This is a genomic window from Streptomyces sp. NPDC058576, assembly GCF_042718715.1.
In the GTDB taxonomy this organism is placed as follows: Bacteria; Actinomycetota; Actinomycetes; order Streptomycetales; family Streptomycetaceae; genus Streptomyces.
The window spans coordinates 55,038-71,614 of record NZ_JBHXPF010000001.1 but is presented as its reverse complement, the minus strand read 5'-3'; the positions used below and the strand labels follow the sequence as shown (position 1 = coordinate 71,614).

Genomic DNA, 16,577 nt, shown 5'->3' with positions numbered 1-16,577 from the left:
GGTTAGGGTCGTCCCCATGCCCCTACCGTCCGGCGCTCCCGCCGCCGCGCCCCGTGTTCCCGAGGCGATCCACCGCCGCCGCTGGTGGATCCTCGCCGTCCTCATGTTCAGCCTGCTCATCGTGGTGCTGGACAACTCGATCCTGAACGTCGCAGTCAAGACGATCGCGAGCCCCGCCCCCACCGGCATCGGCGCCACCCAGAGCGAGCTGGAGTGGGCGATCAACTCCTACACGCTCGTCTTCGCCGGGCTGCTGTTCACCGCGGGCCTGCTCGGCGACCGGATCGGCCGCAAGAAGGTCCTCCTCGCCGGCATCCTGGTCTTCGGCATCGGCTCGGCCCTGGCCGCCTTCTCGGCCTCGCCCGGTGAACTCATCACCTGGCGGGCCCTGATGGGCTTCGGCGCGGCCTTCGTGATGCCCGCCACCCTCGCCGTCCTGGTGAACGTCTTCGAGCGCGACGAGCAGCCCAAGGCCATCGGCATCTGGGCGGGCAGCGTCGGCCTCGGCATCGCCATCGGCCCGATCACCGGCGGGCTGCTCCTGGAGCACTTCTGGTGGGGCTCGATCTTCCTCGTGAACGTCCCCGTGGTCGTGATCGCCCTCGTCGCCATGGCCGTCCTGGTCCCGGACTCCCGCGACCCGAAGCCCGGCAAGGTCGACCCGGTGGGCGTCGCGCTGTCCATCGTGGGACTGGTCCTGCTGGTGTACGGGATCATCCGGGGCGGCGAGCTGGCCGACTTCACCGACACCACCGTGCTGCTCGCCATCGTCGGCGGGCTGCTGGTGCTGGCCGGATTCGTCTGGCACGAGAAGCGCAGCAGCCACCCGGCGATCGACATCACGTACTTCCGCGAGCCCGCGTTCGCCGCCGCCGTCGCCGCCATCGCGCTGGTGTTCTTCGCGCTCATGGGCGTGACCTTCTTCTCCGCCTTCTACCTCCAGAGCGTGCGCGGCTACACCGCCCTGGAGTCGGGCCTGCTGATCGTTCCGCTCGCCGCCGCCCAGATGATCTTCGCGCCCCGGGCCCGGCTGGTCGTCGACCGCTTCGGCGCCCGCGCGGTCTGCACGGCGGGCATGCTGCTCGTCGCCGCCGGACTCGCGTCGTTCGCCCTGTTCGACGCCGGTACGCCGGTGTGGGCGATGTGCCTCGTCTTCTTCGTCCAGGGCACCGGGATGGCACACATCATGCCGCCCGTCACCGTCGCGGTGATGCAGGCGCTGCCCCGCGAGAAGGCCGGTTCCGGTTCGGCGATCAACAACACCTTCCGCCAGGTCGGCGGGGCGCTCGGCATCGCCGTTCTCGGCTCGGTGCTCTCCACCGTCTACCGGGGCGACATCGAGGGCCACCTCGGCGCGGTCCCGGCCGGCGTCAGGGACGTGGCCGGCGAGTCCATCGAGGCCACGCTCGGCGTCGCCGAGAAGCTCGGCCCGGTGGCCGGAAAGCCCCTGGTCGCCGCAGCCAACGAGGCGTTCATCAGCGCCATGCACGTGACCGCGCTCGGCTCGGCGGCCGTCGCCCTGATCGGCGCCGCGGTCGTCGGCCTGTTCCTGCCCGGCCGGCCCCCGGCGGCGACCGGGACCACCGGGGAAGCCCGTCCGGCGGAGAAGCGGCAGAAGCAGGAGGGGCAGGAGGCGCAGGAGGCGCAGGAGGAGCAGCCCAGCCGCTGACGGCCCGGTTCGGCCGCCCCGACGGGGCGCGGCCCGTCGCTCCGCGCCGCCGGGGTCGGCGAGAATCGGGCGACGGACGTACGGGAACGGCAGACGGACGTACGAGGGCGACGGCGCGGCGAGAGGCGGCTTCACGGTGCAAGGCCAGGACGGCGAGCGGGACCGGCGCGGGGCAGGGGACAGGGACGAGCCCCCGGCCGGGTCGGCGGACGGGCCGGGGGATCCGGAGCCCCGCCGCGGACGGCCCCGCTCCGCAGCGGTGGAGCGGGCGATCCTGGACGCCGTCATCGCCCTCCTGGAGGCGGGCGAGCCGCTGGCGGGCCTCTCCATCGAGCGCATCGCGCGCACGGCCGGGGTCGGCAAGGCCACCATCTACCGGCGCTGGTCCGGGAAGGAGGAGCTCTTCGTCGACGTCGTACGCGACATGGAGCCCCCCGAGCCGCCCGTCTCCGGCACCGCCGGACTCGCCGACCTGCGCGTGATGCTGGAATCGATGCGCACCCGGGGCATCGCCCAGCGTTCCTCGGTGCTCCTGGTCAACATGTTCGCCCAGATGAAGAGCCACCCGAAGCTGTGGGAGGAGTACTTCGGCCGGGTGATCGCCCCCCGGCGCCTCGCCATGCTGGAGGCGGTGCGGCGCGCGGTGGCCGCCGGGGAACTCCGCGACGACCTCGACGTGGACCTCATCGACGACCTCTTCGTCGGCCCCATGCTCGTCCGCACGGTGCACCGCCCCGACGCGCCGCTCCCCGAGGACCTCGTGGACCGCGTCATCGCCGCCCTGCTCGGAGGGCTCGCCCCCGGGCGAGTGTGATCGTTCTGTCACAAGCCACGCCGGCCGGCCCCGGACCGGAACCCGGCGTCACGCCCGAGTCGTCCTGCTCTCCGTACGGGATCTCCGTACGGTCGTCGGACATCGGACATCGGGCGGGCCGCCAGGTCGGCGGCCCGGTGGGTCGGGAAGCCGACGGCGGGAAAGACGCCGCTCATCACCTAGGGTCGAAGGCGCGGCGATGTGCAGGGCAAGGCAGTGAGGACAGCGCGATGGTGCAGGCGTACGGAGCGGACACGGACAACGGCAGCGCCGAGCAGCCCGGGGCCCGCGGATCCCGCTTCCGGGGCCTGTGGGACAGGCTGAGGAACGACCGGGGCGTCTGGCGGCGCGGGATCGTGCTGGCCCTCTGCTCGGTGCTGCTGACCCTGCTGATGGTCGTCCACGCGCAGATCCCGAACCGGCTCGGCAACCTCGGCAGCCTCATCGAGACGTTCCTGCCGTGGGTCGCGCTCTTCATCCCGGTGCTGCTGGTCCTGGGCCTGCTGCGACGCTCCGCGACCGCCCTGATCGCGCTCCTGCTGCCCGCCGTGGTCTGGCTCAACGTGTTCGGCGGCCTGCTCACCGACAAGTCCGGCGGCGGGGGCGACCTCACCGTCGCCACCCACAACGTCAACGCGGGCAACCCCGACCCCGAGGGCACCGCCCAGCAGGTCGCCGGTTCCGGGGCGGACGTCGTGGCCCTCCAGGAACTCCCGGGCCGGCAGGTCTCCACGTACGAGAAGTCGCTGTCCAGCCGCTACCCGTACCACTCGGTCCAGGGCACCGTGGGCCTGTGGAGCAAGTACCCGCTGGCCGACACCAGGCCCGTCGACATCAAGATGGGCTGGACCCGGGCGATGCGCTCGACGGTCGAGACCCCGCAGGGCGAGGTCGCGGTGTACGTGGCGCACCTGCCGTCCGTCCGCGTGAAGCTGCACGCCGGATTCACCGCCAACCAGCGCGACAACAGCGCCGACGCCCTCGGCGAGGCCATCGCCGACGAACGCGTGGAGCGCGTCGTCCTCCTCGGCGACCTGAACGGCACGATGAACGACCGCTCGCTGAACGCGGTCACCGCACAGATGCGCTCCACCCAGGGCGCGGCGGGCGACGGCTTCGGATTCAGCTGGCCCGCCTCGTTCCCGATGGCCCGGATCGACCAGATCATGGTGAAGGGCGTCGAGCCGCTGGCCTCCTGGACCCTGCCGGCGACCGACAGCGACCACCTCCCGATCGCGGCCCGCGTGGAGCTGTGACAACCGTCGGGCAACCGGCCGTTCACCTCGCGGCATACATCGTCTGCGACAATTTGTTCCAGTCGCATACATAAAGAAGATCCAGCCGTCGCCCGGCGTCCGCACCGAGGCGACGGCTCTTCGTTCTGCCCCTGACCCGAGTGAACGCGAAAGGTCCCCTCCCCATGCCCCTGGCCCTCCTCGCCCTGGCCGTGAGCGCCTTCGGCATAGGCACGACGGAGTTCGTCATGATGGGCCTGCTGCCCAACGTGGCGGACGACCTCGGAACGTCCGTGCCCACCGCCGGATACCTCGTGTCGGCGTACGCGATCGGCGTCGTCCTCGGCGCACCGCTCCTCACCGGTCTCGGCTCCCGTGTCCCGCGCAAGAAGATGCTCCTGGCGCTGATGGCGCTGTTCACCGTCGGCAACCTGGCCTCCGCGCTCGCCCCGGACTTCGGCTGGCTGATCGCGGGCCGCCTCCTCGCCGGACTCCCGCACGGCGCGTTCTTCGGCGTCGGCGCGGTCGTCGCCGCCCGGCTGGTCTCCGAGGGCCGTCAGGCGCGGGCCGTCGCGACGATGTTCCTCGGCCTGACGGTCGCCAACATCGTCGGCGTACCCGCGGCGACCCTGCTCGGCCAGCACCTCGGCTGGCGGGCCACCTTCCTCGTCGTCGCGGCGATCGGCCTCGCCGCGATGGCGGCCCTCGCCCGTCTGGTTCCCGTGATCCCGGTCGAGGCCCACCAGGACGTCCGCCGTGAACTGCGCGCCCTCGGCAACCGTCAGGTCATCCTCGGCCTGCTCACCGCCGTCTTCGGCTTCGCCGGGGTCTTCGCGGTGTACTCGTACCTCTCGGCCATGACCACGAAGGCGATGGGCTTCGGCGAATCCTCCGTGACCCTGGTCCTGGCCCTCTTCGGCATCGGCATGACACTCGGAGCGCTGGCGGCCGGCCCCCTCACGGACCGGGCGCTGCGCCCGACGCTGTACGGATCGCTCGGCGCGCTCACGGTGGTCCTGGTCGTCTTCCCGTTCACGGTGCACGTGCAGTGGGCGGCACTGGTCATGGTCGTGCTGCTGGGCGGCGTGGGCTTCATGACGACGACCCCGCTCCAGATGCTGGTCATGAACAAGGCGAAGGACGCCCCGACCCTGGCCTCCGCCTCCAACCACTCCGCCTTCAACCTGGCCAACGCGGGCGGCGCGTGGCTGGGCGGCGTGGCGATCGCCGCGGGCTGGGGCTGGACGTCCCCGGCCCTGGTGGGCGCGGTGCTGGCGGTGATCGGCCTGGCGATCGCGGCGACGGCGGGCCACCTGGACCGGAGCCCGGGGCGGAAGTCCCGGGTGGTGGCAGCCAACCAAGCCCGTCCGGCACGTGACGACAAGGCCTCAGCCACGGCGGCCGCCACCCCCGGCCCGTCCGGCACTTCATCAAGCCCGTCCGGCGTTTGAGGACGGAACCGTCACGCCGGACGGACCGGCCCCTCACGTGAGCCGCCACCTCAGCCCGCCCGGCACTTGAGGACAGAAGCGGTCACCGGCGCCCCCGGTGACCGCTCACCCCGCTAGGACGACTCGCGCCAGCGGTTCGTGATCGGCAACCGCCGGTCCTTCCCGAACCCCTTGGGCGAGATCTTCGTCCCCGGCGGATACTGCCGCCGCTTGTACTCCGCCGTATCCACCATCCGCAGCGTCTTCGCCACCAGCTCCGCATCGAACCCGGCCGCCACGATCGAGTCCATCCCCTGGTCCCGGTCCACGTACAGCTCCAGGATCGCGTCCAGAACCTCGTAGTCCGGCAGCGAGTCGGTGTCGACCTGCCCCGGCCGCAGCTCCGCGCTCGGCGGCTTGGTGATCGAGGCCTCGGGGATCGGCGGGGTCTGCCCCCGCTCCTCCGCCGCCCGGTTGCGCCACTTCGCCAGCCGGAAGACCGACGACTTGTAGACGTCCTTGATCGGCCCGTAGGCCCCGACCGCGTCCCCGTACAGCGTGGAGTAACCGACCGCCAGCTCCGACTTGTTGCCGGGCGCCAGCACGATCTGCCCCTCCTGGTTGGAGATGGCCATCAGCGTCGTACCGCGCAGCCGCGCCTGGAGGTTCTCCTCCGCGAGCCCCGTGAGCTCCAGCGACTCCATGTACGCGTCGAACATCGGCGCGATCGACACCGTACGGAAGTTGAGCCCGGTCCGCCGCGCCAGCTCGGCCGCGTCCCCCTTGGAGTGGTCCGAGGAGTACTTCGACGGCATCGAGACGCCGTACACGTTCGACGCGCCGAGCGCGTCGCACGCGATGGCCGCGCAGATCGCCGAGTCGATGCCGCCGGATAGCCCGATCAGCACACTGCTGAAACCGTTCTTCGCGGCGTACGCACGGAGCCCGACGACCAGCGCGGAGTAGATCTCCTCGTCGTCCTCCAGCCGCTCCGCGTACCCACCCGCAAGCTCCGGCTCGTACGCGTCGACAGCCCGGTCGGACAGCACCACATGGTCGATCCGCAGCCCGTCGTCCACCACACCCGAAGGCGCGACGGCCTCGGCGGCGGGCAGCTCCAGATCGAGGATCACGCTGCCCTCGGAGAACTGCGGGGCGCGGGCGATGACCTCGCCCTCCTTGTCGACGACGATCGAGTCGCCGTCGAAGACCAGCTCGTCCTGCCCGCCGATCATCGCCAGATAGGCCGTCGTGCAGCCGGCCTCCTGGGCCCGCTTGCGGACCAGGTCGAGCCGGGTGTCGTCCTTGTCCCGCTCGTACGGCGAGGCGTTGATCGACAGCAGCAGCCCGGCCCCGGCGGACCGGGCGGCCGGGACGCGCCCGCCGTCCTGCCACAGGTCCTCGCAGATCGCGAGGGCCACATCGACGCCGTGGACCCGGACGACGGGCATCGAGTCGCCCGGCACGAAGTACCGGAACTCGTCGAAGACGCCGTAGTTCGGCAGGTGGTGCTTGGCGAAGTTGAGCGCGATCCCGCCGCGGTGCAGCACGGCGGCGGCGTTGCGCGGGGAGCCGGCGGGCTGCCCGTAGCGCGCCGCGGCGTGCTCGGAGCGGTCCAGGTAGCCGACGACGACCGGCAGTTCGCCGAAGCCCTCCGCGTCGAGCCGGGCGGCCAGCGCGCGCAGCGCCTGCCGTGAGGCCTCGACGAAGGACGACCGCAGGGCCAGGTCCTCGACGGGATATCCGGTCAGCACCATCTCGGGGAACGCCACCAGGTGGGCGCCCTGCTCGGCGGCGTGCCGGGTCCAGTGGACGATCGACTCGGAGTTGCCGGCGAGGTCGCCGACGGTCGCGTCGATCTGATTCAGTGCGAGACGTAGTTGAGGCACGTCCGCCAGTGTAATCGTCTTTCTGACGCGATGTCCCGGCGGCCCGGGCAAAATCTGCCCGGGCCCCACAGAAGCGCAGGTCACCGCCGTGCGGCTGGCCCCGACCGGCGGTGCACCGCAGGGTCAGGCCCGATACCCGAGGACCGTCATCATCCCCGCCTCCGCGTGGTAGACGTTGTGGCAGTGGACCATCCACAGCCCCGGGTTGTCGGCGTCGAACTCCACGGTCAGCGACCGGTGCGGCAACACGATCGCCGTGTCCTTACGGGCCCCGGCGGCGTTTCCCGCCAGCGCGAACGTGTGCCCGTGCAGATGGAGGGGATGCCACATGGCCGTCCCGTTGTCGAAGACGACCCGCACCCGCTCGCCCGCCTCCACCGGCCTCCGCTGCTCCGGCTCGTACGGCTGCCCGTCGAAGGCCCAGTCGTACCTGGCCATCCCGCCCGTGAGCCGCATCCGGACCGTCCGGTCCGGCGCACGGGCGGGCAGCGCCACCGACGGGTCCGGCGCCAGCCGCCCCGCCTCGACCAGCTTCCCGTCCAGCTCCTTCGGCCGTACGGAGGCGGCGGGCGCGGCCCCGCCCCCGGTCCGCAGCACGGCGAGCGCGGCCGCCTTCTTCCCCTCCGCCAGGGCGGTCAGCGGGAAGACCCCGTCCCCGGCGGTGACGAGGACGTCGTACCGCTCGCCCATCCCCAGCAGCAGCGCGTCACCCGTGGTGTGCCGGACCGGGAACCCGTCGGTGTGCGTCACGGTCATCCGGTGCCCGCCGAGCGCGACCCGGAAGGCGGTGTCGCCACCGGCGTTGATGATCCGCAGTCGAATACGGTCGCTGGGCCGCGCCCGGAACGTCTCCGGGTCGTCCGCCACCCGCCCGTTGACGAGGTGATACGGGTAGGCGACGTCCCCCGCATCGCCCCCGAGCAGCTCACTGCGGGCGCCCGTCGTCATCCGCGAGGGCCCGTCGCCGCCGGGCTCGTCGCCCTCCTCCTCGTGCCTGGGCATGGAGTGCGCGCCATGATCCGTCCCGCCGTGCCCGCCGCCGCCCATGCCCCCGGACAGCTCCTTGAGAACGGCGTCCGGCGTGGACCCCGCCACCCCGTCGACCCAGTCGTCGAGGACGACGACCCACTCCTTGTCGTACGCCAACGGCTCCTTCGGGTCCTCGACGATCAGGGGCGCGTACAGCCCCCGGTCCTGCTGGACGCCGGAGTGCGGGTGGAACCAGTACGTCCCCGGATGCGGCACGGCGAACCGGTAGGCGAAGTCGGCCCCCGGCGCGATGTCCCGCTGGGTCAGCCCGGGGACCCCGTCCATGTCGTTGCGCAGCGCGAGACCGTGCCAGTGCAGGGAGGTAGGCACCGGCAGATGGTTGGCGAGGGTGAGCGCGAGCGTGTCGCCCGCCGTCACCCGCACCTCGCGCCCGGGCAGCCGGTCCCCGTACGCCCAGGAGGCGACGGCGGTGCCGCCGCCCAGATCGAGCCGGGCACGGGTGGCGGTGAGGGAGATCTCGCGCACGGGTCCGGAGCCACGCGCGGCCTCGGCCGCCTCGACCTCCTTGCCGCCGGGCGAGACGTACGTACCGGAGTCCTGCGCTCCGCCGGGGGAGTGCGCACCGCTGTGGTCGCCGCCGCCGTCGGAACAGGCGGCGAGTGCTCCCGTACCGGCGACGGCGAGAGCGGCGCCGAGCACGGCGCGTCGGGTGGGCTGGTGCATGGGCATGCTGAAGACACCTCTGAAGAGCTGGGTGGTTTCGGGAAGGGGCGGAGGTGAGACGCCACTCCTAAATGCGCAGCACCGAGACGCTGGCGAGCACCGATATCGAGGGAGGCGGATTCGGCCGCAGCACGCGCAGGAGCCCCGCCCCCACCGGCGTACCGAGAGGCCGCCCGTCGGCGCGCAGCCCGAGCAGCCAGGAGCCGACGAGGGCGAGGCCCCAGGCACCGAGGACGGCGAGGCAGACGGAGAGCGGATCCATGCCGCTCTTGGGGGCATCGGCCCCGGGGGAGTCGTGCGGCGAGGGGTGCTCGGCCATGGCACCCGGCGACGCGGAGGTCGCCGACATCGCGGCTGATCCGCTGTGCTCGGCCGGATGCCCGACCGTGTGCATGGTGACGATGCCGAACAGCAGAGCGGCGAACAGCACCAGCTGCCCGTACGTCACGCTCCTGTTCCGCGTCCTGCCCGCCATGCGGGCCACCCTACCCCCGGCGGGTATACGGGCGGACGGCGGCCCGGCACCCCTCCGCCGAAGCGGGCTCGGGGCGCCGGACCACCGTCACACGTGTTCCACGCGTCGTCGCGCGTCGTCGCAGGTCTTCGTGGGTCGGCCTCGTCGGCTTCTCAGCTGCGGGAGTAGACCTTCTCCGCCCAGCCCGCGATCTGCTCCTCGGTGAGGTGCTGCGCGAGGTCGGCCTCGCTGATCATGCCGACCAGCTTCTTGTTCTCGACGACGGGCAGCCGGCGGATGCGATGGGTCTGCATCTCCTCCAGGACCGCGTTCACATCGGCCCCCGCCTCGATCCAGCGGGGCGTGCCCTGCGCGAGATCGCCCGCCGTGATCTTCGACGGGTCGTGCCCCTTGGCCACACAGCCGACGACGATGTCGCGGTCGGTGATGATGCCGACCATCCGGTCCGAGTCACCGTCGGCGGAGACGGGCAGTGCGCCCACGTTGTGCTCGCGCATCAACTGCGCGGCACGGTCGAGCGTCTCGTGGGCCGGGATCCAGCGGGCCCCGCTGTGCATGATGTCTTTGGCGGTCGTCATGGGGGATTTCCTCCTGCGTGCCGATGGCACTGCCGTACGGCCCCGAGCGCACTCATCGTCATCGGCCGGGAGGGCACGCGCGACCGCAATCACCCGTTCGGGTGCGCCAACGAAAGGACGAAAGCTGACGCACCCGCCGTCGGGACGGCTCCGGCTCAGGCCCGGGGCTTCGCGCCACGGTCGGCTCCGGCTCGGGTTCGGGGCTTCGCCTCACGGTCGGCTTCGGCTCAGGCCCGGGGCTTCGCGCCACGGTCGGCTCCGGCTCGGGTTTGGGGCTTCGCCTCACGGTCGGCTTCGGCTCAGGCCCGGGGCTTCGCCCCACGGTCGGCCAGCATGTCCCGCATCAGCCCCAGCTCGGACTGCTGACCCTCGACCATGCCCCGGGCGAGCCGCTGCTCGGCCGGCACGCCGCACCGGGACGCACAGGCCTCGGCCATGGCGACGCCGCCCTTGTGGTGGTCGGTCATCAACTGGAGGAAGAACACCTCGGCCCGCGTCCCGTCGAGCCGCCCGAGCCGCTCCAGCTCGGGGCGACTGGCCATCCCGGGCATGAGCCCACCGTCGGCACCGCCCGCGTCATGCCCTCCATGCGCGTCCCCGTCCGCACCTGCCGCCATCCAGGCCATGGGCGGCTCCCCGCCCGGGGCGACCTTGGGCAGCTCCCACAGGTCGAGCCAGCCGAGCAGCATGCCGCGCTGGTTGGCCTGCGTGTTGGCGATGTCGTACGCGAGACGGCGGACGTCCTCGTCCTCCGTACGGTCGCGGACGATGAACGACATCTCGACGGCCTGCTGATGGTGGACGGCCATGTCCCGGGCGAACCCGGCGTCGGCGGAGTCCGGGGCGGGTGCGCCGGCCGTGCGGGGCGCCGCCCCGTCCTCACGGGCGGAGGCGACGGCGGCCGCCCCCGCGAAGAGCAGCGCGAGGGCCACGACGGCCCCGGCCGCCCACCGGACGCGCGTGGTCTTCCGCCGTTCGGCACCGGTTGCCGTGTCCGTCGCGCCGGTCACCGCGGCACCGTCGCCAGCCCGCCGGTGCAGGGGGCGCCGGGCTCGGGGGTCTGCGCGCCCTGGACGTACTCGGCGAGGAACTGGTCCACCCGCGGGTCCTCGGCGGAGTCCACGGCGACCTGCTTGCCCCAGGCGCTGAGCACGATCGCGCCCTCCTGGCCGGCGTACGGGCTCATCAGGGTGAACGGGGTCTTCTTGACGCGGTCCGCGAGCGCGGTCACATCGCTGTCGGCGGCCGTCCCGCTGTAGGTCACCCAGACCGCGCCGTGCTCCAGGGAGTGCACGGCGTTGACGTCCGGGAGGGCCCTTTCGTATACGTCGCCGTCGCAGTTCATCCAGGACGCGTTGTGGTCGCCGCCGACCGGAGGCTTCATCGGGTAGTCCACCGTGCCGGCCACGTGCCGGCGGCCGAGCTTCGTGGCGTCCCAGGACTTCAGCCCCTCGATGGCCCCGCCTTTGGCGTCGCCGTGGGAGCCGCCGTGCCCGTCCGGGTGCTTGCCGTCCTGGGCCGCCGAGGCGTTGTCGGACTTCTCGTCGGCCGCGGAGTTCTCCAGCAGCAGGAACGAGCCGAAAGCGACGAGACCGGCCACGACGGCGGCGCTCAGCCCTATGGCGATGGCCCGGTTGCGGGTGGAGCGCGCGCGGGTGTCGGGGGCCTGCGGCTGCGGGTTCCGGTGGTCGAAGCTCATGTCGTGGAGTCCTTCTGCGAAGGGGCCGGGAGGCGGGAGATCGGTCCGTGGACCGAGGCACGCGGACGGGTGCGAAGCCGGCGGGGGAGCAGACCCCGAAGCCGACCGCTGCTCGGTCGCCGATCGTAGTGGGTGGCCGAGTGCTCTCTCTCACACCGTGTGCGTAATCTGGGGGAAATCCCGGGTCGCGATACTGAAGTGTCCCCCTACCCCGGGCGGTGGTGCACGGACCGTCTGAACTGCAAGGATGTGGCAATGGACAAGCAGCAGGAATTCGTCCTCAGGACCCTTGAGGAGCGCGACATCCGCTTCGTGCGGCTGTGGTTCACCGACGTCCTCGGGTTCCTCAAGTCCGTCGCCGTGGCCCCGGCCGAGCTGGAGCAGGCGTTCGACGAGGGCATCGGCTTCGACGGCTCGGCGATCGAGGGTTTCGCCCGGGTCTACGAGTCGGACATGATCGCCAAGCCGGACCCGGGCACCTTCCAGATCCTGCCCTGGCGTGCGGAGGCTCCCGGCACCGCGCGGATGTTCTGCGACATCCTGATGCCCGACGGTTCCCCGTCCTTCGCGGACCCGCGTTACGTCCTGAAGCGCATCCTGGCCAAGACGTCCGACCTCGGCTTCACCTTCTACACCCACCCCGAGATCGAGTTCTTCCTGCTGAAGAACAAGCCGGTCGACGGCACCCGCCCGACGCCGGCGGACAGCTCCGGCTACTTCGACCACACGCCGCAGAACGTCGGCATGGACTTCCGCCGCCAGGCGATCACCATGCTCGAATCGATGGGCATCTCGGTCGAGTTCAGCCACCACGAGGGCGCCCCCGGCCAGCAGGAGATCGACCTGCGCTACGCGGACGCGCTCTCCACGGCGGACAACATCATGACGTTCCGCCTGGTGATGAAGCAGGTGGCGCTGGAGCAGGGCGTGCAGGCCACGTTCATGCCGAAGCCGTTCTCGGAGTACCCGGGCTCGGGCATGCACACCCACCTCTCCCTCTTCGAGGGCGACCGCAACGCGTTCTACGAGTCGGGCGCGGAGTACCAGCTCTCGAAGGTGGGCCGCTCGTTCATCGCGGGCCTGCTGACGCACGCGGCGGAGATCTCGGCCGTCACCAACCAGTGGGTCAACTCCTACAAGCGCATCTGGGGCGGTTCGTCCCGCGCGGCCGGCGCGGGCGGCGAGGCCCCCTCGTACATCTGCTGGGGCCACAACAACCGCTCGGCGCTCATCCGCGTCCCGATGTACAAGCCCGGCAAGACGGGCTCGGCCCGGGTAGAGGTCCGCTCGATCGACTCCGGCGCCAACCCGTACCTCACCTACGCGGTCCTGCTCGCCGCGGGCCTCAAGGGCATCGAGGAGGGCTACGAACTCCCGGCCGGCGCCGACGACGACGTCTGGGCCCTCTCCGACGCGGAGCGCCGCGCGATGGGCATCGAGCCGCTTCCGCAGAACCTCGGCGAGGCGATCTCGCTGATGGAGAGGAGCGAGCTGGTCGCCGAGACGCTGGGCGAGCACGTCTTCGACTTCTTCCTCCGCAACAAGAAGCAGGAGTGGGAGGAGTACCGCAGCGAGGTCACGGCTTTCGAGCTGAAGAACCTGCTGCCGGTGCTGTAGCTCCCACCCAACGTGACGTCGGGCCCGACGGTGTCGCACCGTCGGGCCCGAAGCCGTCGTCGGCGACGTCCAGGCGCGGTCAGGGTGCTGCGCAGTCGGTGCCGCTTCTGCGGAAGCACCGGCTTCAAGGGACGGCTGACGACCTCCCCGCTTCTGGTGCACCAACTGCCAGAAAGCATTAGACGATCCGTTGGTCGAGACGCTGTCGGTCACCGCTTTCCGGGCGCGTTACGGAGGAACCTGGCCCCGAGTCTGGCGGGGCACGACCCGTACAGCGCATTGGCAGGCACACCTCTGCGCATCGCGCATGACGCACCGATAGATCGTGCAGTCGTCGCGGACCACCACGCGGCGACTGTCGCCACCTGGTGACGTCGGCGGAACCGTGGACACCGTCCTTGCCCCTGGCCCGTACCCACCTGCGGACGGGCGCGGGCCAGGGGTCGGCCGGCTCGCTACACCGGCGGCGTCCCCGGCGGTGACGGCGCCGGGGGCGGGTTCGGCAGCGGGGGCCCCGGGTCCGGCGGCATCTTCGGTGAGCCGCTGCCGTGTTTGCCGTCGTTCAGGAGTTTGCGGGGCGTCAGGCCGTAGATGCCGAACGGCGGGAAGAGGTCGACGCGGCGCGGGTAGTCGCCCTCCGCGCACTCCTCGCAGAGCAGGTCGCGGCCGGCGGGCGTCTGGCGGGCGGCGGTGACCGGGGCGTTCCAGCACGCCTCGCAGTCGAGGACGTCCGTCGGGGAGAGGGTGATCATTCGGGGGGCCTCCCTGGTGCTGGCGGTAAGGCCGGGTGAGTGCTGCGCATCAGGTGCCTCCGTCGCTGGTGGGGATGGTGGGGATGGTGGGGCTGATCTGGCTGGTGGCGCGCTCATCGGTCGGCGCTCATCGGCGGGTGTCCCGCCAGACGCGGACGAGCTTCGCCGCGTCGGGGCAGATCGCTCCCGTCCGGCAGGCGGTGCAGGTCATCGTGTGGCCGAGCAGGGCGCGATAGGCCGTGTCGGGGGATTCGGTCGTGGTCACGTTCGCCTCTCTGCTGATCTCGGCCCAGACGTACTCGGAGGTGCGGGTGCGGGTGTGTCCGTAGCGGTCCGCCGTGGCCAGGGCGGCGAGGACCGCCGCGTGGGCGGTCGCGCTCAACTCGGCGGGGAGATCGGCCTCGACGCGGAAGACGTCCAGGTCGGTGGCCACGCGCGGTTCGGTGCCCGTGGCGGCGGCGAGCATGCCGGTCAGCGCCGCAACCCGCGCTTGTGCAGAGCGCACACTTCTCCCCTGGTGAACCGAATGTCACTCCAAGTAAGGCTGAGTATTCAGCTTCAACCTGATGGGTTAGCTTTGTCAACAGCGACGCCCATATCGACGCCGAACACACGGAGCTGCTCAAATGCCACGTGATACGCCGTACTTGCAGGTGGCGGATGCTCTGCGGGCTCGCGTGCGGGCCGGTGAATGGGCGGTCGGGGACAAGCTGCCGTCCCGGGCGCGGTTCGCCGAGGAGTACGGCGTCGGCCAGTCCGTGGCGCAGCGGGCCATGGAGCGCCTGATCATCGAGGGCATCCTCGAAGGGCGCGCAGGCTCCGGTACGTACGTCCGCCGGGCCCGCGAGCGTCGGCGCATGGTCCGTTCACGCCACCGCGAGCAGCGCAACAAGAGCCCGTTCGCCTCGGACATGAGCGAGCTCGACCACGAGGCCGACTGGGAGTGCACCAGCGCGGCCCGCGTTCCCGCGCCGGAGGACATCGCGGAACGCCTGGCGATCGAGCCCGGCGACCTCTGTGTCGTGACCGACTACGAGTTCCTCGCCGACGGCATGCCCGTACAACTCGCCAAGAGCTGGGAGCCGATGGCCATCACGGACGGGACGCCGGTCCTGCTCCCGGAGATGGGGCCGCACGGCAAGATCGGCGTCGTCGAGCGCATGCGCTCCATCGGCGTGGGCATCGCCACCGGCATCGAACTGCCCCGGCCTGCCCGCGCGACGCGGGAACAGGCCAACCTGCTCGGCATCTCCATCGGCGACCTGGTCATCGAGATCGAGCGCACGTACTTCGACCGCGAGGGCCGCCCCGTGGAGACCGCCGACATCGTCGTGCCGGACATCCGCTGGGAGATCGCCTACGAGATCCGCGTCGACCAGCCGGATTCCTGAGGCGGGCGCCGAGAGGGCTGGGCTCCCGCCGGACCTGGCCCTTCGGCCCTCGCTCTCCGCGGAGCGGATCAGGCCGTGATGACCGACGGCCCGGTGAACTCCGATGCCAGCGCGTCCATCAGGACCTCGTCGCAGACCCCGCCGAGCCAATAGCCCGCCTCCCGGAGGGTCCCCGCGGCCCGGAAGCCGGCCTTCTCGTAGGAGCGCACCGCCGCCTTGTTGGGTGCGAGAACCTTGAGCCAGACCATCCGCAGGTTGGTGACGTGGAACGCGTAGTCCAGGGCCAGTCGGGTGGCGCTCGTGCCCACTCCGCGTCCGCGCGCGTCCGGGGCGAGCATCACGACGTACTCCGCCGTGCGTACCGACGAATCGGGTAGCAGCGTGGCCACGCCCGCCGGGACCGGCGTGCCGGTCGCGAGGTCGTACACCGTGAAGCGGATGTTGTCCCCGCGCAGTTGATGGGCCATGCCCTCCGTGCGCGCCTCCAGAGACACCGGCTGCTGGCGCCCGTAGCCGACCAGGAGCGCCGGGTCCTGCTCCCAGCGCCAGTACGTCTCCACCAGGTCCGCCCGGTAGGGGCCCAGCGCGCAGGTGTCGGTGCCGATCCAGAGGACGGGTTCAGGGGTGGTGCTGATGGCGGGCTCCGATGGTCAGCGCTGGGGTGTACGCACGAGTCGAGGGCGGCTCGGCGACCAATCCGCCGTCCACAGTCTGTACCCAAGCGTGCAGCCGGACAGGGTCTGCGGCGATTCCGTGACACCAGACCACGGAAAGCCGTCGGGTCGAGAGCAGGAAGGTGGCAGCAGCTGATTCTTCCAGGCAGGCAGTTCGTACGGGCGCGTGCCACGCGGCACGGCGAACGGCGAGGACGGCCTCCGATGCCTCAGCGGGCGAAGCCGGTCGGCAGGTTGCGGAAGTGGATGCCTGAAGAGCCGTGATGAGCCGGTTCATCGCCCGTCCCTTCCCGCCGACGCGCGTGACGCTCCACGTCGCAGCGAGAGCGACTGCCGCCGTCGCGCTGAAGGGGCCGGTCGCCCGTATGAGCCCGGCAGAATGCTCCGCCCCACCCCAACTTGCCGAGGGAGTTGGGGCCGGGAGCGGAGCGCCCCATGGCGCGGGCTCCCGCGCAGGGGACAGGGCGCCTGTGCGGATCAGGCGTGCTGCGAGTGGCGGCGGCATTGCGGTCAGCCGACCGGATCGGGCGGCCTCCTGCCAGTGAGCCGCACTCTTGGGCAACAGACATTGCACATAGCCGGTCCGGTAGTCGACGAGGACCAGGACGTGAGGGAAGGCGACGGCACGAACATGCCGGGAG

16 protein-coding genes are annotated in these 16,577 nt (G+C 71.5%); 6 read left to right on the top strand and 10 right to left on the bottom strand.

What is annotated here, in order from left to right; translation table 11 throughout:
• Positions 1-16 precede the first annotated feature (16 nt).
• The 4 genes from ACFWRV_RS00305 (at position 17) to ACFWRV_RS00290 (ending at position 5,169) form a co-directional block, all read left to right on the top strand.
• The gene (locus tag ACFWRV_RS00305; RefSeq protein WP_384326306.1) at positions 17-1,669 is read left to right on the top strand and encodes a DHA2 family efflux MFS transporter permease subunit; all 1,653 of its coding nucleotides are present in this window, start codon (positions 17-19) and stop codon (positions 1,667-1,669) included.
• A gap of 136 nt (positions 1,670-1,805) precedes the next feature.
• The gene (locus ACFWRV_RS00300; protein WP_384326304.1) at positions 1,806-2,483 is read left to right on the top strand and encodes a TetR/AcrR family transcriptional regulator; all 678 of its coding nucleotides are present in this window, start codon (positions 1,806-1,808) and stop codon (positions 2,481-2,483) included.
• 230 nt (positions 2,484-2,713) lie between these two features.
• Complete coding sequence (locus tag ACFWRV_RS00295; protein ID WP_384326302.1) at positions 2,714-3,739, top strand: endonuclease/exonuclease/phosphatase family protein; 1,026 nt, start codon at positions 2,714-2,716, stop codon at positions 3,737-3,739.
• A 164-nt stretch (positions 3,740-3,903) separates the two neighbouring features.
• Positions 3,904-5,169 (top strand): MFS transporter, encoded by a 1,266-nt coding sequence (locus tag ACFWRV_RS00290; protein ID WP_384326300.1) that lies wholly within the window; start codon positions 3,904-3,906, stop codon positions 5,167-5,169.
• A 113-nt stretch (positions 5,170-5,282) separates the two neighbouring features.
• Here the strand turns inward: ACFWRV_RS00290 and ACFWRV_RS00285 are convergent, their stop codons facing one another.
• The 6 genes from ACFWRV_RS00285 to ACFWRV_RS00260 all read right to left on the bottom strand — a co-directional run bounded on the left by ACFWRV_RS00285 (position 5,283) and on the right by ACFWRV_RS00260 (position 11,502).
• Positions 5,283-7,037, bottom strand: a complete 1,755-nt coding sequence (locus ACFWRV_RS00285) for an NAD+ synthase (RefSeq protein ID WP_384326298.1) — start codon at positions 7,035-7,037, stop codon at positions 5,283-5,285.
• 123 nt (positions 7,038-7,160) lie between these two features.
• Positions 7,161-8,750: a multicopper oxidase family protein gene (locus tag ACFWRV_RS00280; RefSeq protein ID WP_384326680.1), complete on the bottom strand. Its 1,590-nt coding sequence runs from the start codon at positions 8,748-8,750 to the stop codon at positions 7,161-7,163.
• A 67-nt stretch (positions 8,751-8,817) separates the two neighbouring features.
• The gene (locus ACFWRV_RS00275; RefSeq protein ID WP_384326296.1) at positions 8,818-9,225 is read right to left on the bottom strand and encodes a hypothetical protein; all 408 of its coding nucleotides are present in this window, start codon (positions 9,223-9,225) and stop codon (positions 8,818-8,820) included.
• Positions 9,226-9,377: 152 nt separating this feature from the next.
• Positions 9,378-9,803, bottom strand: a complete 426-nt coding sequence (locus ACFWRV_RS00270) for a CBS domain-containing protein (RefSeq protein WP_384326294.1) — start codon at positions 9,801-9,803, stop codon at positions 9,378-9,380.
• 299 nt (positions 9,804-10,102) lie between these two features.
• Complete coding sequence (locus tag ACFWRV_RS00265; protein WP_384326292.1) at positions 10,103-10,813, bottom strand: DUF305 domain-containing protein; 711 nt, start codon at positions 10,811-10,813, stop codon at positions 10,103-10,105.
• On the bottom strand, positions 10,810-11,502 hold the full coding sequence (locus ACFWRV_RS00260; protein WP_384326290.1) for a DUF3105 domain-containing protein: 693 nt from the start codon (positions 11,500-11,502) through the stop codon (positions 10,810-10,812). The genes ACFWRV_RS00265 and ACFWRV_RS00260 overlap by 4 nt, the downstream gene beginning before the upstream one ends.
• 255 nt (positions 11,503-11,757) lie before the next feature.
• On the opposite strand from ACFWRV_RS00260, the gene glnA reads away from it, so the two are divergent.
• Positions 11,758-13,119: a type I glutamate--ammonia ligase gene (glnA, locus tag ACFWRV_RS00255; protein WP_384326289.1), complete on the top strand. Its 1,362-nt coding sequence runs from the start codon at positions 11,758-11,760 to the stop codon at positions 13,117-13,119.
• 455 nt (positions 13,120-13,574) lie between these two features.
• Here the strand turns inward: glnA and ACFWRV_RS00250 are convergent, their stop codons facing one another.
• Together ACFWRV_RS00250 and ACFWRV_RS00245 are read right to left on the bottom strand one after the other, a co-directional pair.
• On the bottom strand, positions 13,575-13,871 hold the full coding sequence (locus tag ACFWRV_RS00250) for a hypothetical protein (RefSeq protein WP_384326287.1): 297 nt from the start codon (positions 13,869-13,871) through the stop codon (positions 13,575-13,577).
• Between the two features lie 127 nt (positions 13,872-13,998).
• A complete protein-coding gene (locus ACFWRV_RS00245) occupies positions 13,999-14,337 on the bottom strand; it encodes a hypothetical protein (protein ID WP_384326678.1) in 339 nt (112 codons plus the stop codon).
• 160 nt (positions 14,338-14,497) lie between these two features.
• Between ACFWRV_RS00245 and ACFWRV_RS00240 the strand changes: the two genes are divergently transcribed.
• Positions 14,498-15,262, top strand: coding sequence for a GntR family transcriptional regulator (locus ACFWRV_RS00240; protein ID WP_384326285.1), 765 nt, complete (start codon positions 14,498-14,500; stop codon positions 15,260-15,262).
• Positions 15,263-15,330: 68 nt separating this feature from the next.
• Here ACFWRV_RS00240 and ACFWRV_RS00235 read toward each other — a convergent pair whose 3' ends face one another.
• Together ACFWRV_RS00235 and ACFWRV_RS00230 are read right to left on the bottom strand one after the other, a co-directional pair.
• Positions 15,331-15,846 carry a GNAT family N-acetyltransferase gene (locus ACFWRV_RS00235; RefSeq protein ID WP_384326677.1) on the bottom strand — a complete coding sequence of 172 codons (516 nt, stop codon included), beginning with the start codon at positions 15,844-15,846 and terminating at the stop codon, positions 15,331-15,333.
• A gap of 34 nt (positions 15,847-15,880) precedes the next feature.
• Entirely contained in the window at positions 15,881-16,441 is a 561-nt protein-coding gene (locus ACFWRV_RS00230; RefSeq protein ID WP_384326675.1) for a lasso peptide biosynthesis B2 protein, read from the bottom strand.
• Positions 16,442-16,577 lie beyond the last annotated feature (136 nt).

What these genes read in the sequence shown, in the direction of transcription:
- ACFWRV_RS00305 (WP_384326306.1), top strand. Translation starts at nt 17, where the DNA reads ATGCCCCTACCGTCCGGCGCTCCCGCCGCCGCGCCCCGTGTTCCCGAG.
- ACFWRV_RS00295 (WP_384326302.1), top strand. Translation starts at nt 2,714, where the DNA reads ATGGTGCAGGCGTACGGAGCGGACACGGACAACGGCAGCGCCGAGCAG.
- ACFWRV_RS00290 (WP_384326300.1), top strand. Translation starts at nt 3,904, where the DNA reads ATGCCCCTGGCCCTCCTCGCCCTGGCCGTGAGCGCCTTCGGCATAGGC.
- ACFWRV_RS00280 (WP_384326680.1), bottom strand. Translation starts at nt 8,750, where the DNA reads ATGCACCAGCCCACCCGACGCGCCGTGCTCGGCGCCGCTCTCGCCGTC.
- ACFWRV_RS00275 (WP_384326296.1), bottom strand. Translation starts at nt 9,225, where the DNA reads ATGGCGGGCAGGACGCGGAACAGGAGCGTGACGTACGGGCAGCTGGTG.
- ACFWRV_RS00270 (WP_384326294.1), bottom strand. Translation starts at nt 9,803, where the DNA reads ATGACGACCGCCAAAGACATCATGCACAGCGGGGCCCGCTGGATCCCG.
- ACFWRV_RS00260 (WP_384326290.1), bottom strand. Translation starts at nt 11,502, where the DNA reads ATGAGCTTCGACCACCGGAACCCGCAGCCGCAGGCCCCCGACACCCGC.
- glnA (WP_384326289.1), top strand. Translation starts at nt 11,758, where the DNA reads ATGGACAAGCAGCAGGAATTCGTCCTCAGGACCCTTGAGGAGCGCGAC.
- ACFWRV_RS00250 (WP_384326287.1), bottom strand. Translation starts at nt 13,871, where the DNA reads ATGATCACCCTCTCCCCGACGGACGTCCTCGACTGCGAGGCGTGCTGG.
- ACFWRV_RS00245 (WP_384326678.1), bottom strand. Translation starts at nt 14,337, where the DNA reads ATGCTCGCCGCCGCCACGGGCACCGAACCGCGCGTGGCCACCGACCTG.
- ACFWRV_RS00240 (WP_384326285.1), top strand. Translation starts at nt 14,498, where the DNA reads ATGCCACGTGATACGCCGTACTTGCAGGTGGCGGATGCTCTGCGGGCT.
- ACFWRV_RS00230 (WP_384326675.1), bottom strand. Translation starts at nt 16,441, where the DNA reads ATGCCGCCGCCACTCGCAGCACGCCTGATCCGCACAGGCGCCCTGTCC.